This window comes from Arthrobacter sp. 2RAF6 (assembly GCF_052115205.1).
Lineage (GTDB): Bacteria > Actinomycetota > Actinomycetes > Actinomycetales > Micrococcaceae > Arthrobacter.
The window spans coordinates 46,786-60,669 of record NZ_JBFRGF010000031.1; the positions used below are offsets into that span (position 1 = coordinate 46,786).

Genomic DNA, 13,884 nt, shown 5'->3' on the forward strand with positions numbered 1-13,884 from the left:
GCTCAACTAGGATCGTAGGGTGCAGGAACAAGTTTCGGACCAACTCCTCGGATCCCTCGTGGACGGGCGCTACCTGGTGCGATCGCGCCTTGCGAACGGCGGAATGTCAACCGTCTATCTCGCCACCGACGAGCGTCTCGACCGCGACGTGGCGCTCAAAGTGCTGCATCCGCACCTGGCCAATGACCAAAATTTCCTGGACCGCCTCCAGCGCGAGGCCCGGGCCGCGGCGAGCCTTTCCCACCCGCACGTCGTAGGTGTCCTCGACCAGGGACAGGACGGCCACATTGCGTACATCGTCATGGAGTACATCAAAGGCCACACGCTGCGTGACGTCCTCAACGAGAAGGCAGCGCTTCCGCCCCGGCTGGCCTTCGCGCTGATCGATCCCGTCATCGAAGGCCTCGCGGCCGCCCACGCGGCGGGCCTGATCCACCGGGACGTGAAACCCGAGAACGTCCTGATCGCCGACGACGGCCGCATCAAGGTGGGCGACTTCGGCCTGGCCCGGGCGGTCACTGCGACAACCAGCACCGGCGCCCTGATCGGCACTGTCGCATATCTGGCTCCCGAACTGGTCCTCGGCAAACCCGCGGACGCCCGCAGCGACATTTACTCCACCGGCATCATGCTTTACGAAATGCTTACCGGCGGGCAACCCTATGCGGGCGAGGTTCCCATCCAGGTTGCCTACCAGCACGTCAACGCGGCCGTCGCTCCGCCGTCGCTCGCGGTGCCCGGCCTTGCCGCGGACGTGGACGAACTCGTCCAGTGGTGCACGGCGAAGGAACCTGAAGAGCGTCCTGTGGACGGATCCGCGCTCTTGTCCGAACTGCGGCATATCCGCACAACCTTGACCGACGCGCAACTGGACATCAACCCGCCGGCCGCCAGGGCAGCAACGCCCGAAGGACAACAGGAAGCCGCCGGGGCAACAGCGATAGTCGCTCCTTTCCGTTCCGAACGTACGGAGCCGCTGGAACGGATCGGCCGCCCGACAGAGATTATCTCAAGCCAGCGCAATCCAACCACGGTGCTTCCGCCGTCGGGGTTCTCCCCCGGCGCCGCGGCATTCGACGTCCCACAGGACCAGGAACCCCAGGCCCCGGCCGAAGCGCCGCCGAGCAAACGCGACATCAAGCGGATGGAGCGCCAGGAAGAGAAGGACCGCGCCCGGGCCGCGGCCACGCCGTCGCGCTCTTTGCGGGAAGGCAACCCGCGCCGCCGTGCAGTGATCTGGACGATCGTCGTGATTGTCCTGGCGATCCTGGCCACTGCGGCAGGCTGGTTCTTCGGCATGGGGCCCGGCTCGCCCGGAACCATACCGGACACCAGGAACAAGACGGTTGCGGAGGCACAGCAGCTCCTGAGGACCGCCGGCTTCCAATCCGAGCCAAAAGACGTGTTCGACGACGAAGTCACAGCAGGGTTGGCGGTTGGAACGGAACCCGCGTCCGGCCAGGTGGTCCGGAAGTTCCAAGCCGTGTCGCTCTTCGTCTCGAAGGGTCCGCAGTTGTTTCCGCTTACCGCGATGTCGGGCTTGACACTCGACCAGGCAAAGAATGCCCTTGGCGTGGCGGGAATGACCCTCGGCAAAGTGACCGAGCAGTTTGACGACAAAGTGCCTTCCGGCACGGTCATCTCCCAGTCCCCGGCCCAGGACACCGCGGTCCGCCACGGCACCCCGGTGGCATTGGTGGTTTCCAAGGGACCGCAGCCCCTTCCCGTTCCAGATGTCCGCGGCATGACGCAGCAAGCAGCCGTCAAAGCGATCAGCGACGCCGGATTCGCCGCGAAAATTGCGCCGGAACCCGTCAACGACAAAAAGGTCCCCGCGGGAGCCGTGGTCAGCCAGGCCCCTGCCAACGGCACCTTGATCCGCGGCGACTCCGTCACGCTGACCCTGTCCAAGGGGCCGAAAATGGTGCACGTCCCCAACTTCATCGGCAAGCAGGCGGACGCTGCCCGCAAAGCTTTGGAGCAGCTCGGATTCGACGTCAAGATCAACAACATCCTGGGGGGCTTCTTCGGCACTGTCCGTGACCAGAACCCCGTGGACAGCGATGCGCCGGAGGGCTCGGTCGTCACCTTGACCGTGGTGTAGGACCTACCCATACGGGAAAGGCGATCCGGAGTTCCGGATCGCCTTTCCCGTATTCAGGCCTGCTCGCAGGATGGCCTACTCGCCGGACTAGCGCTTGGTGAGGGCTCCAGCCACGAGGAATGCCATCTCGAGGGACTGCATGTGGTTCAGGCGGGGATCGCACACTGACTCGTAGCGGTCCAGGAAGGCATCCTGGTCAATGGGATCGGCGCCGCCAAGGCATTCCGCGACGTCGTCGCCGGTCATTTCCATGTGCAGGCCACCGGGTACCGTGCCCAGGGCGTGGTGGACTTCGAAGAACCCGCGGACTTCGTCCACGACGTCGTCGAAGTTGCGGGTCTTGTACCCGTTGGGCGACGTGACCGTGTTCCCGTGCATGGGGTCCGTGACCCAAAGGACCTGCGCGCCGGAGGCTGTTACCTTTTCGACGACGGCGGGCAGCTTCTCGCGGATGTTCTTGGAACCCATCCGGGTGATGAACGTGAGGCGGCCGGGCTCGCGGTTCGGGTCCAGCTTGTCAATGAGCCGCAACGCGTCGTCTCCGGAGGTCCCGGGACCGAGCTTGACGCCGATCGGGTTGCGCACGCGGGACAGGAAGTCCACATGCGCATGGTCGAGTTCACGCGTGCGCTCACCGATCCAGAGGAAGTGCCCGGAGGTGTCGTAGGGAAGTCCCGTGCGGGAGTCGATGCGCGTCAGGGCACGCTCGTAGTCCAGGAGGAGTGCCTCATGGCTCGCGAAGAACTCCACGCGCTTGAGGGCTTCGAAATCGGCACCGCAGGACGCCATGAACTTGATGGCACGGTCGATGTCCCTCGCCAAGGACTCGTAGCGGGCATGGGCGGGGTTTTCGGTGAAGCCCTTGTTCCAGAGGTGCACCAGGCGGAGATCGGCAAAGCCGCCCTGCGTGAAGGCGCGGATGAGGTTCAGGGTGGAAGCCGAGGTGTGGTAGGCCTTCAGCATGCGGCTGGCGTCGTGGGCGCGGGACTCCGGGGTGAAATCGTAGCCGTTGACTATGTCGCCGCGGTACGCAGGCAAGGTCACGCCGTCGCGGGTTTCCTCGTTCGACGACCGGGGCTTGGCGAACTGGCCGGCCATGCGGCCCATCTTGATGACGGGCATGGCCGCACCGTAGGTGAGGACAACGGCCATCTGCAGGATGGTGCGGACCCGGGCACTGATCTTGTCAGCTGTGGCGTCCTCGAAGGTCTCGGCGCAGTCGCCACCTTGAAGCAGGAATGCCTTGCCCTGGGCTGCGGCCGCCAAACGCTCGCGCAATATGTCGACCTCGCCCGCGAAGACCAGCGGCGGAAGCACGGAGAGTTCTTTGACGGAGGTGGCGAAGACACCCCTATCGGTCCAGGTGGGTTGCTGCGAGATAGGCAGCTGGCGCCAATCGTCCAAGCCGGGATAGTTTGCCGCGCCACTTTGCGCGGTGCTGGTCAGGGGGCTGCCCAGGGAACTGGTCAAGGGGCCGGTCATGGACGGTGCGGGGTTCGCGGATAGCTCAGTCACTCTCCAAGACTAGTTGCCTTGCCCGCTGTTCGGGGCACGGCTTCCGTAACCGTTATCCGCCGGCCGTCACACTTTCCCGGCCACCGCACCGTGGCCGTCCGGCTCTGAACCGTTGCCGGGCGGGCGCCTGCCCTCCTCACCGGCGTCGGCTGCGTTCACTTCGCTTCCGCCCGCGGGCTCCGGAAGCTGTCCGGCCAGTCGCTGCTTGACGACGGCGGCGTATTCATCCACGTATTCCTGCCCCGAGAGCCGCATGAGTTCGTACATGATTTCGTCGGTCACGGCGCGTTGAACGGAGTGGTCTTCTTCTTGGCCGTAGTACCGGCTGAAGTCCAACGGTTGCCCGAAAATGATCCCGATCCGGCGGATGGTGGGCAAACGCTTGCCGATGGGCTGGACCTTTTCCGTGCCGATCATCGCTACGGGAATAACGGGCACCCGGGTTTGGAGCGCAAGTTTGGCGACCCCCACTTTGCCCCGGTACAGCTTGGCATCGGGACTGCGGGTGCCTTCCGGGTAGATCCCCAGCAGGCCGCCGGCGCCCAGGACGTCCCTGCCGGCCTGCAAGGACAACTCGGACGCAGCCCCGCCCGAACGGTCCATCGGCAATTGGTTGGTAAGCCGGAAGAACATGGCCGTAAGCCTGCCTTTGAGCCCGGTACCCGTGAAGTACTCGGACTTGGCCAGGAAACTGACGCGCCGGGGCACCATCACCGGCATGAAGATCGAGTCTGAAAAGGACAAATGATTGGAAGCGAGAATCGCGGCGCCATCGTGGGGAACATTGTCGAGGCCCTTGACCCAGGGGCGGAACAGCAATTTGAGAAGCGGACCCAAAAAGATCCGCTTCATGACCCAATAGAACACTTTGGTTCCTCTCCGGGGCGGCGTCTGCAAGGCGTCCGGACGGTCCCGGCCCGCATTCAGAAGCCACCATACTCCAGTGAGAAATGTCCCGAACAGTGACACGATGGACTCATCACGGAAAGCAGTGCCGCCAACAGAGTAGCCTCGGAGTCATCATGAACACTCTCCCCGATCCCTCGCCGTACGCCAGCGACTTCACCGGCAGTGGACCCAGCATCGGCGTCGTGATGAGCCACGGCTTCACGGGCAGCCCGCACAGCATGCGCCCCTGGGCCGAGTACCTGGCCGCCGAAGGCTACGCCGTCCGCCTCCCTCTGCTTCCCGGCCATGGGACCACGTGGCAGGACATGGCCACGCGGCACTGGCAGGAGTGGCACCATGCGGTGGATGCGGCATATCTCAAGCTCCAGGCCGAGTGCGACTTCGTCTTCGCCGCCGGCTTGTCGATGGGAGGGACATTGGCTCTCCGGATCGCGGCGACCCGGCCCGTGGCCGGTACCGTCGTCGTCAATCCGGGACTGGTGATCGATGATCCCCGCGCCGCCGTGGTCGGCCTCCTCAAGCACGTCATGAAATCCACCCCGGCGATTGCAAACGACATCCTCAAACCCGGCATGGACGAAGGAGCGTATCCCAGGACACCGGTCGCCGCCGCGCATGAGTTGAAAAAGATGTACAGGGACACCGTCACCCTGCTCCCCCGGATTTCCGCACCGGTGCGCGTCTTCCGTTCCTCCGTGGACCACGTGGTTTCGGATCGAAGCATCAGGCAGTTGAAGGAGCGGGTCACGGCTTCGATGGAGTTCAGCACCTTGGAGAACAGCTACCACGTGGCCACGCTGGACAACGATGCCATGGAGATTTTCCGGGGCTCGGCCGAGTTCATCAGGAAAACGATGGCAGGACTGACACACAGTTCCGCCGCTGCCAGCCAGTCCACCGCCGAGCTTCGAGATTCACCCCATGAATAGGCCAGGGCCTGACTCCCCCGACCAGAGCGCCAACAAAGACGACGACGCCGTCTGGCTCGATTTGGTGGCCCGGCTTGAGTCGATGCCTTCCTCGGCCCTCGACGAGGCGCCGACGACGGAGGAGCCCGCCAAGGATTCCGGAACAGAGCCGGGGCCAGGTCCGGACGACGTTCCAGGCCGCTCATCATCCCGTTCCTTCCAAGACTTCGACCCTCTTGGATTGTCTGGAATGTCAAAAAGAGGCGCCGCTGAAGAACCTGCAAGCAGTGGGGAGGACAGCGGGACCACCGGTCCGCGTGACTACGACGTCGAGGACGAAAACGGGTTCGTGCCGGAGGACCCGCCGAGCCTGGCCGGCACCGAACCACTGACCATGCTCGCCTGGCTCGGAGCCGTGGGCGGCCCGCTTGCCCTGTTGTTCACCGCGATGTTCTGGCGCTCGGCGCCGCTCCTGGCAGTGATGGGCATCCTGGTGGCTTTTCTGGCCTCAGTGGTTTACCTCATCATGAAGCTGCCCCAGGAAAAAGACGAGAACGACGACGGCGCCCGCGTCTAGGCGGACTGCCGCACTGCGCATCCCCTCGCGGCGGAGCTCGTACTAGCCGCGCGCCCTGCCGCTGACCCGGGACAGATCGGCAGCGCCGATCATCCCCGCCCGCGGTCCCAGTGCCGCAAGCTTGATGGCGGCCGCGGGACGGAAACCGCGGCCGGTGAGGTTCCGAGTGAATGCTGTCCGCGCAGGGCCCACAAGAAGCTCACCGGCGTCGCACAGCCCACCGCCGATAACGAACGTCCCTGGATCGAGCGCAGCCGCCAGGTTCGCCAGGCCAAGCCCGAGCCAGTGCCCCACTTCTTCCAAGAGCTCCCTCGAAGCGGAATCTCCGGCCTTTGCCCGCTCCGTCACGGTAACGCCCGTGATGTTCTCGGCCGAGCCGCCGGCCGCCTTGAGCAGTTCGTAGGCAACCGGTGAATTCCGCAAGGCCAGCTCCCGGGCTTCCCTGCCGAGCGCGTTGCCGGAAGCATATTGCTCCCAGCAGCCGCGGTTGCCGCATTCGCAGCGATGCCCGCCGGGCACCACGATCTGGTGGCCGAACTCCCCCGCTACGCCGAAACGCCCACGCTCCACTCGTCCGTCCATGACCATGGCACCACCGATGCCGGTGCCGAGCGTGATGCAGACGAGGCGGCTCTCCCCTTGCCCTGCGCCGAAGCGCCATTCAGCCCAGGCAGCAGCGTCGGCGTCGTTGGTGACCAGTACCGGGCGCCTCAGCAGGCTCTGCAGGTTTTCGCGGAGCGGCTCGTTACGCCAGGCGAGATGCGGGCTGAACAGCACCGTGCCGCCGTCGAGATCCATCCAACCGGCCGCGCCGATCCCCACAGAGGCAATCCGGTGGCTTCTGCCCAATTCCTGGACAAGCTCGACGATCACCCGCTCCACTGCCCGGGCGTCATTGCCCGGAGTGGAGCGCCGCGCTTCCTCGACAACACGGCCCGAGGGATCCACAACTCCCGCTGCCACCTTCGTGCCGCCGATGTCGATCCCGATCGCCAGCCCCCTGCGGCCGAGATGGGAACGACGCGCGGCCCATGGCACCGACTCCCAGCGCAGGCCGCCGTGCGTAGAACCGGGGCGCCGGCCGGTTGACGCCGAACCGGACCAGGAAATCTTCCGAACTCTTGCCGGGTTCTGGTCGTTGGATGAATTCAGTGGCATGTCGCCATCCTATTCCGAGTGCCGCATATGTACTGACATGCAGGCTCTGCGCACGGAGCGCCTGCACCGCTGCATTGGCGGAATCCCACGCTTCACGTAAAGTTACTCATCAGTAACTTGAGTAAGGTGAATTGCGCCACACCCATTACTTGGCCGTATAGAGTTAGAGCAGCCCCGCAATGGTCTGTTGATATCGAAGGAGCTATCGTGCGTGAATTCAGTGTTCCGCCCCTGGTGAATGTTGCCCCCGAAACCAACATCACGGACCTCGTGGTTCGTCAGGCCGCCAAGCCATCCAACCCGGCACTGTTTGCCAAGCTCAACAGCGCCGGCCAATGGCAGGACATCCGGGCAAAGGACTTCCTCAAGGACGTATCGGCCCTGGCCAAAGGCCTGATCGCCAACGGCGTCGGTGTGGGCGACCGCGTGGGCATCATGTCCAGGACCCGCTACGAATGGTCCCTCGTGGACTTCGCCGTCTGGTTTGCAGGCGGCATTTCCGTGCCGATCTACGAAACGTCATCGCCGTCCCAAGTGGCCTGGAACCTCGGCGACTCCGGCGCAGTCGCGGCATTCGCCGAGTCTTCGCACCACGAGGACGTCATCCGCCAAGCGGTGACCGCCGAAGGCCTCGGCTCAGTCGCCCATGTCTGGCAGCTGGAAGGCGGCGGCCTTGACGCGCTTCGCAGCGCCGGCAGCGGTGTCAGCGACGAGGAACTCGAGACGCGCCGCAGCAACGCGGAACTGGCCGATGTCGCCACGATCATCTACACCTCCGGCACCACGGGTCGCCCCAAGGGTTGCGAACTCACGCACGGCAACTTCGTGGAACTCTCGGAGAACGCTTTGGCCTCCCTCGGCGATGTCGTCAACGAGAACGCCAAGACCATCATGTTCCTCCCGCTCGCCCACGTCTTTGCCCGTTTCATCTCAGTCCTGGCCGTCGCCGCCGGCGCCCAAGTTGCACACACGCCGGATATCAAGAACCTGCTGGCAGACCTGCAGAGCTTCCAGCCGTCCTTCATCCTGGCTGTTCCACGTGTCTTCGAGAAGGTCTTCAACTCGGCCCTCACGAAGGCGGAGGACGGTGGCAAGGGTGCCATCTTCCACAAGGCCGTGGACACGGCAATCGCCTACTCGAGGGCGCAGCAGTCGGGATCCGTCGGATTGGTGCTGAGGCTCAAGCACGCCGTATTCGACCATTTGGTGTACGGGAAGCTTCGTGCTGCCATGGGTGGCCACGTCAGCCACGCCGTTTCCGGCGGCGGCCCGCTCGGCGAACGGCTGGGCCATTTCTTCCACGGCATCGGCTTGCAGATCCTGGAAGGTTACGGCCTCACGGAGACTACGGCACCCATTTCAGTCAACACCCCGTCCCTCATCAAGATCGGCACGGTGGGGGCCCCGCTCCCCGGCAACGCGGTCAAGATCGCCGACGACGGCGAGATCCTCGCCAAGGGCGTCTGCGTCATGAGGGGCTACTTCAAACGGGATGACCTCGCCGCGGAAACCTTCGTGGACGGGTGGTTCCGCACAGGTGACATCGGCGAACTGGACGAACAGGGTTTCCTCAAGATCACCGGCCGCAAGAAGGAAATCATCGTCACAGCCAGCGGCAAGAACGTCGTGCCTGCCCTGCTGGAGGACCAGATCCGTGCAGACGCCCTGGTGTCCCAGGTCCTTGTCATCGGCGACAACCGGCCCTTCATCGGCGCGCTGGTCACCCTCGACGAGGAAGCCCTCCCGGGCTGGTTGGAGCGCCACGGCCTTCCCGCGTCGACTACGACGACGGATGCCGCGGACAACGCCCTCGTCCGGGCAGCCGTCCAGGACCTGATCAGCCACGCCAACCAGTCCGTCTCCCATGCGGAAGCGATCAAGTCGTTCCGGATTGTGCCGTCCGACTTCACCGAGGCATCCGGCCACCTGACGCCGTCCTTGAAGGTCAAGCGCGCCCAGGTCATGAAGGACTTCGATGCAGTGATCGAGGAAATGTATTCGGCGCCCAAGGCGTCCTGAACCGCCGCACCCCGACGCATTAGGAAACCAAAGAAGGAAGGTCCCGGGCTGTACTGACCAGTTCATACAGCCCGGGACCTTCCTTCTTTGGTGCGCCCGCGGAGGAGCGAGCCGCTATTCGACCACGATCAACAGATCGCCGCCTTGGACCTGCTCCACGTTGTTGATGGCGAGGCGCGAGACCGTGCCGGCCACCGGCGTCGTGATGGATGCTTCCATCTTCATCGCCTCAATGGTGGCGACAGTGTCGCCGGCCTTGACGGCGTCGCCTGCTTTGACGGTCAGGGTCACGGCTCCGGCGAACGGCGCTGCGACCTGGCCGGGCTGGGCCGCATCCGCCTTCTCCGCGGCCTTCACGTTGCTGACCACCGACTTGTCGCGGACCACCACGGGGCGGGCCTGGCCGTTGAGCTTGCACATGACGGTGCGCATGCCCTTTTCATCGGGCTCCGAGACCGCTTCAAGGGAGGCGATCAGGCGCACGCCCTTTTCGAGCTCCATGACGTGCTCCGCGCCGAGCTGGAGTCCGTACAGGTAGTCGCGGGTATCAAGCACCGACAGATTGCCGTAGGTGTCCACGCTCTTGAGGTAGTCCTTGGTCGGGCCCTCGAACAGCAACCGGTTCAGTGTCCTCTGGCGGGACTTGGAATCGCCCTTGAGCGCTGCGCTGTCTTCGGCGCTCAGTTCGACGTCGCGGACCTTGATGCTGCGGCCCTGGAGCGCCTTGGTGCGGAACGGCTCCGGCCATCCTCCGGGAGGATCTCCCAATTCACCCGACAGGAAGCCGATGACGGAGTCCGGGATGTCGTAGTTCTGCGGGTTCTCGTTGAAGTCCGCAGGATCCGCATGGATTCCCACGAGGTGCAGCGCGAGATCCCCGACCACCTTGGACGATGGCGTCACCTTGACCAAGCGGCCCAGGATACGGTCCGCGGCGGTGTACATGTCCTCAATGGCCTCGAAACGCTCGCCAAGACCCAGCGCGATGGCCTGCTGGCGCAGGTTGGACAGCTGGCCGCCCGGGATTTCGTGCTGGTAGACCCGGCCGGTGGGACCGGGAAGCCCGGACTCGAACGGCGCGTAGACACGGCGGACCGCTTCCCAGTAGGGCTCCAGGGAGCTGACGCTGGCCAGGCTGAGCCCGGTGTCGCGCGGGGTATGGGCCAAGGCGGCCACAAGGGCCGACGCCGACGGCTGGCTCGTCGTACCGGCCAGGGACGCTGACGCGACGTCGACGGCGTCTACGCCGGCTTCCACGGCTGCCAGCAGGGTGGCCAGCTGGCCGCCTGCGGTGTCGTGCGTATGCAGGTGGACCGGAAGGTCGAAGCGTTCACGCAAGGCGCTGACAAGCTTGGCTGCGGCTGCCGGGCGAAGCAGGCCGGCCATGTCCTTGATGGCGAGGATGTGCGCACCGGCGTCGACGATCTTCTGGGCGAGGTCCAGGTAGTAGTCGAGGGTGTACAGGTTCTCGTTCGGGTCGAGGAGGTCGCCGGTGTAGCAGAGTGCCACCTCCGCTACCGCGGTGCCTGTGGCCCGCACAGCGCGGATGGCCGGAGCCATCTGGTTGACGTCGTTGAGGGCGTCGAAGATGCGGAAGATGTCGATGCCCGTTGCCGCGGCCTCGTTGACGAACGCCTCGGTGACTTCCTCGGGGTAGGGCGTGTACCCGACCGTGTTGCGGCCACGGAGCAGCATCTGCAGACAGACATTGGGCAGGGCCTTGCGCAGGGCGGCCAGCCGGTCCCAAGGATCCTCGCCGAGGAAGCGCAGGGCGACGTCGTAGGTGGCACCGCCCCAGGCTTCGACCGAGAGCAGTTCGGGCAACAGCGCGGAGACCGCCGGGCCGGCCGCGACGAGGTCGCGGGTACGGACACGCGTGGCGAGCAGCGACTGGTGGGCATCGCGGAAGGTGGTGTCCGTGACGGCCACGGCCTGCTGCTCGCGCAGCGCCTTCGCAAAGCCTTCGGGTCCCAACTCCTGCAGCTTCTGGCGCGAGCCTGCCCGTGCAACGATCCCTGCAATCGACGGGAGCTTGGCTGCGGGGTCCGTGTGGACTTTGAGTTCGCCGTTGGGCTGGTTGACCGTCACATCGGCCAACCAGGTCAGAAGTTTGGTTCCACGGTCAGCGGAGACGTGGGACTTCAGGAGTTCGGGGCGCTTGTCGATGAAGTCGGTCGCAACGTTGCCCGCAATGAAGTCCGGGTCGGCAAGGACGGCTTGGAGGAAGGGGATGTTGGTGGACACGCCACGGATCCGGAACTCGGCCAGGCCGCGCCGGGCACGGGCCACCGCAGCCGGGTAGTCGCGTCCGCGGCAGGTCAGTTTGACCAGCATGGAGTCAAAGTGGGGGCTGATCTCGGCACCCGAGTAGACCGTGCCGCCGTCGAGACGTACACCCGCGCCACCCGCGGAACGGTAGCCGGTGATCTTTCCGACGTCGGGCCGGAAGCCGTTGGCGGGATCTTCCGTAGTGATGCGGCACTGCAGGGCGGCACCCTTGATGGATACCGATTCCTGGCTCAAGCCAAGGTCTGCAAGGGTCTCCCCCGATGCGATGCGCATCTGTGCCTGGACGAGGTCCACGTCCGTGATTTCCTCGGTGACCGTGTGCTCAACCTGGATGCGTGGGTTCATCTCGATGAAGACGTGCTGGCCGGCCCGCTCACCCTCGGTGTCCACAAGGAACTCGACCGTTCCGGCGTTGACGTAGTTCAGGGCCTTCGCGAAAGCCACGGCATCCCGGTAAAGGGCCTGGCGGATGGACTCGTCCAGGTTGGGGGCCGGAGCGATTTCCACGACCTTCTGGTGGCGGCGCTGCAAGGAGCAGTCGCGCTCGAAGAGGTGCATGACATTGCCCTCGCCATCGGCCAGGATCTGGACCTCGATGTGGCGGGGACGCAAGACAGCCTGCTCCAGGAACATGGTGGGATCGCCGAACGCAGCGTCCGCTTCGCGCATGGCCGCCCGGAGGGCTTCCGGAAGGTCCTCGCGGGTCTCCACCCGGCGCATGCCGCGGCCGCCGCCACCGGCGACGGCCTTGGCGAAGATCGGGAATCCGACCTCGTCGGCTGCGGCGATGAGTTCGTCGAGGTCGCGGGAAGGCGCGCTGGACTTAAGAACCGGTACGCCGGCCTTGCGGGCGGCTTCGAGTGCGGCGACCTTATTGCCGGCGAGCTCCAGCACCTCCGCCGGCGGGCCGATAAACGTGATGCCTGCCTCTTTGGCCGCCCGGGCGAGGTCCGGGTTCTCGGACAGGAATCCGTAGCCCGGGTAGATTGCGTCAGCACCCGCTTCTTTGGCGACACGGACGATTTCGTCTACGTCCAGGTAGGCACGGACCGGATGACCTTCCTGTCCGATCAGGTAGGCCTCGTCAGCCTTCTGCCGGTGGATCGAGTTGCGATCCTCATACGGGAAGACCGCTACGGTCTTGGCGCCCAGTTCATAGCTAGCGCGGAAGGCCCTGATCGCGATTTCGCCGCGATTAGCCACCAGAATCTTGGAAAACATGCTTCTCCTGCATCATTGCGGGTGTAACGGTCGGTGGTCACAGTGTGTAAGACCTCCATACCCAAACACAAATCTTTGTGGTGACAGTCACATGGAGATTCGTCACGAGCAGTGTACCTTCGCGCACGGTGCAGTTTCACATGCTAAAAGACGATCGAGTAACAAGCGGCCCGAACCGTTCCAGGCTGATAAGGCAGGAATCCGTGGCCACTCAACATATGATGTTGAAGGGCAGCGGCAGAGCCCCGGTTCCGGCAAGGCCGGAACACAAGCACCGCGACACGGCAACCGGCGTTAGGTTTTGGGTTTTCAAGTGCAAGTAGTCAGCATCAGCAGCCTCAAAGGCGGCGTGGGCAAGACATCCGTAACCACTGGGTTGGCCTCGGCCGCACTGGCCGCAGGGATCCCCACCCTTGTTGTGGACCTGGATCCCCACGCCGACGCCACCACGGCCCTCGGCGTCCAGGCCGGGGACCAGCTCGACATTGGCCGCATGCTGAAGAACCCCCGCAAGGCGAGGCTCTTGGACAACGTGGTCAGCAGCGGCTGGGTTGACCACCCCCGCGGTAACGGCGGAGGGACGGCCCTTGATGTCGCCGTCGGATCCGCCTACACCGGTATCTACGATCGGCCGGATCTTGGGCGCCGGGATCTCCGCCGCCTGACTGCGGTCCTTGCCGCGGCCGAAAAGTACGAGCTGGTACTCGTCGACTGTCCGCCGTCCCTCAACGGCCTCACCCGCATGGCCTGGAGCGCGAGCGACCGCGTGGTCCTTGTCGCCGAACCCGGGCTCTTCTCGGTAGCCGGCACGGAACGCACCATGCGCGCCATCCAGCTGTTCCGCCAGGAGTTCGCTCCGCAGCTGGCTCCTGCAGGGATTGTTGCCAACCGGGTCCGGCCGGCTTCGTCCGAGCACACGTTCCGGCTCACAGAGATGGAATCGATGTTCGGTGAGCTTTTGCTGGCACCGCATATTCCGGAGCAGGCGAACTGGCAGCAAATCCAGGGTGCCGCCCACGCCGTACACCACTGGCCTGGCGACTCGGCCAAGAACACTGCCAAGCTGTTTGACTCGCTTCTGGAGAACATGTTGTCCTCAAACAACGGCACGCGGGAACGCCGCAAGCGCTGACAAGACCGGGGAATCTTCGAGGCAGAAGCCACCCTTTCGAGAAAAGCGATGA

The 13,884-nt window shown here is 64.8% G+C and carries 9 protein-coding genes; 5 read left to right on the forward strand and 4 right to left on the reverse strand.

The genetic code is table 11. From position 1 onward, the window contains the following. Positions 1 to 19 precede the first annotated feature (19 nt). On the forward strand, positions 20 to 2,104 hold the full coding sequence (pknB, locus tag AB4Z38_RS19005) for a Stk1 family PASTA domain-containing Ser/Thr kinase (protein WP_441431146.1): 2,085 nt from the start codon (positions 20 to 22) through the stop codon (positions 2,102 to 2,104). An 87-nt stretch (positions 2,105 to 2,191) separates the two neighbouring features. Here pknB and AB4Z38_RS19010 read toward each other — a convergent pair whose 3' ends face one another. Next, positions 2,192 to 3,619, reverse strand: coding sequence for a class II 3-deoxy-7-phosphoheptulonate synthase (locus AB4Z38_RS19010; RefSeq protein ID WP_441431147.1), 1,428 nt, complete (start codon positions 3,617 to 3,619; stop codon positions 2,192 to 2,194). A 66-nt stretch (positions 3,620 to 3,685) separates the two neighbouring features. Further along, positions 3,686 to 4,486: a lysophospholipid acyltransferase family protein gene (locus tag AB4Z38_RS19015; protein WP_441431148.1), complete on the reverse strand. Its 801-nt coding sequence runs from the start codon at positions 4,484 to 4,486 to the stop codon at positions 3,686 to 3,688. Positions 4,487 to 4,641: 155 nt separating this feature from the next. Here AB4Z38_RS19015 and AB4Z38_RS19020 point away from each other — a divergent pair, with 155 nt between their 5' ends. Together AB4Z38_RS19020 and AB4Z38_RS19025 are read left to right on the forward strand one after the other, a co-directional pair. Then, positions 4,642 to 5,457 carry an alpha/beta hydrolase gene (locus tag AB4Z38_RS19020; RefSeq protein WP_441431149.1) on the forward strand — a complete coding sequence of 272 codons (816 nt, stop codon included), beginning with the start codon at positions 4,642 to 4,644 and terminating at the stop codon, positions 5,455 to 5,457. After that, positions 5,450 to 6,013 carry a hypothetical protein gene (locus tag AB4Z38_RS19025; RefSeq protein WP_441431150.1) on the forward strand — a complete coding sequence of 188 codons (564 nt, stop codon included), beginning with the start codon at positions 5,450 to 5,452 and terminating at the stop codon, positions 6,011 to 6,013. Before AB4Z38_RS19020 ends, AB4Z38_RS19025 begins: the two co-directional genes overlap by 8 nt. 42 nt (positions 6,014 to 6,055) lie before the next feature. On the opposite strand, the gene AB4Z38_RS19030 is transcribed toward AB4Z38_RS19025, so the two are convergent. After that, positions 6,056 to 7,171: an ROK family glucokinase gene (locus AB4Z38_RS19030; RefSeq protein WP_265979070.1), complete on the reverse strand. Its 1,116-nt coding sequence runs from the start codon at positions 7,169 to 7,171 to the stop codon at positions 6,056 to 6,058. 207 nt (positions 7,172 to 7,378) lie between these two features. Here AB4Z38_RS19030 and AB4Z38_RS19035 point away from each other — a divergent pair, with 207 nt between their 5' ends. Continuing rightward, complete coding sequence (locus tag AB4Z38_RS19035) at positions 7,379 to 9,190, forward strand: AMP-dependent synthetase/ligase (RefSeq protein ID WP_441431151.1); 1,812 nt, start codon at positions 7,379 to 7,381, stop codon at positions 9,188 to 9,190. A gap of 114 nt (positions 9,191 to 9,304) precedes the next feature. On the opposite strand, the gene AB4Z38_RS19040 is transcribed toward AB4Z38_RS19035, so the two are convergent. Then, positions 9,305 to 12,700: a pyruvate carboxylase gene (locus AB4Z38_RS19040; protein WP_441431152.1), complete on the reverse strand. Its 3,396-nt coding sequence runs from the start codon at positions 12,698 to 12,700 to the stop codon at positions 9,305 to 9,307. A 313-nt stretch (positions 12,701 to 13,013) separates the two neighbouring features. Between AB4Z38_RS19040 and AB4Z38_RS19045 the strand changes: the two genes are divergently transcribed. Next, entirely contained in the window at positions 13,014 to 13,832 is an 819-nt protein-coding gene (locus AB4Z38_RS19045) for a ParA family protein (protein ID WP_441431153.1), read from the forward strand. Positions 13,833 to 13,884 lie beyond the last annotated feature (52 nt).

Excerpts from the sequence above, each read along its gene's own strand:
- AB4Z38_RS19020 (WP_441431149.1), top strand. The coding sequence starts at position 4,642 with ATGAACACTCTCCCCGATCCCTCGCCGTACGCCAGCGACTTCACCGGC.
- AB4Z38_RS19025 (WP_441431150.1), top strand. The coding sequence starts at position 5,450 with ATGAATAGGCCAGGGCCTGACTCCCCCGACCAGAGCGCCAACAAAGAC.
- AB4Z38_RS19030 (WP_265979070.1), bottom strand. The coding sequence starts at position 7,171 with ATGCCACTGAATTCATCCAACGACCAGAACCCGGCAAGAGTTCGGAAG.
- AB4Z38_RS19040 (WP_441431152.1), bottom strand. The coding sequence starts at position 12,700 with ATGTTTTCCAAGATTCTGGTGGCTAATCGCGGCGAAATCGCGATCAGG.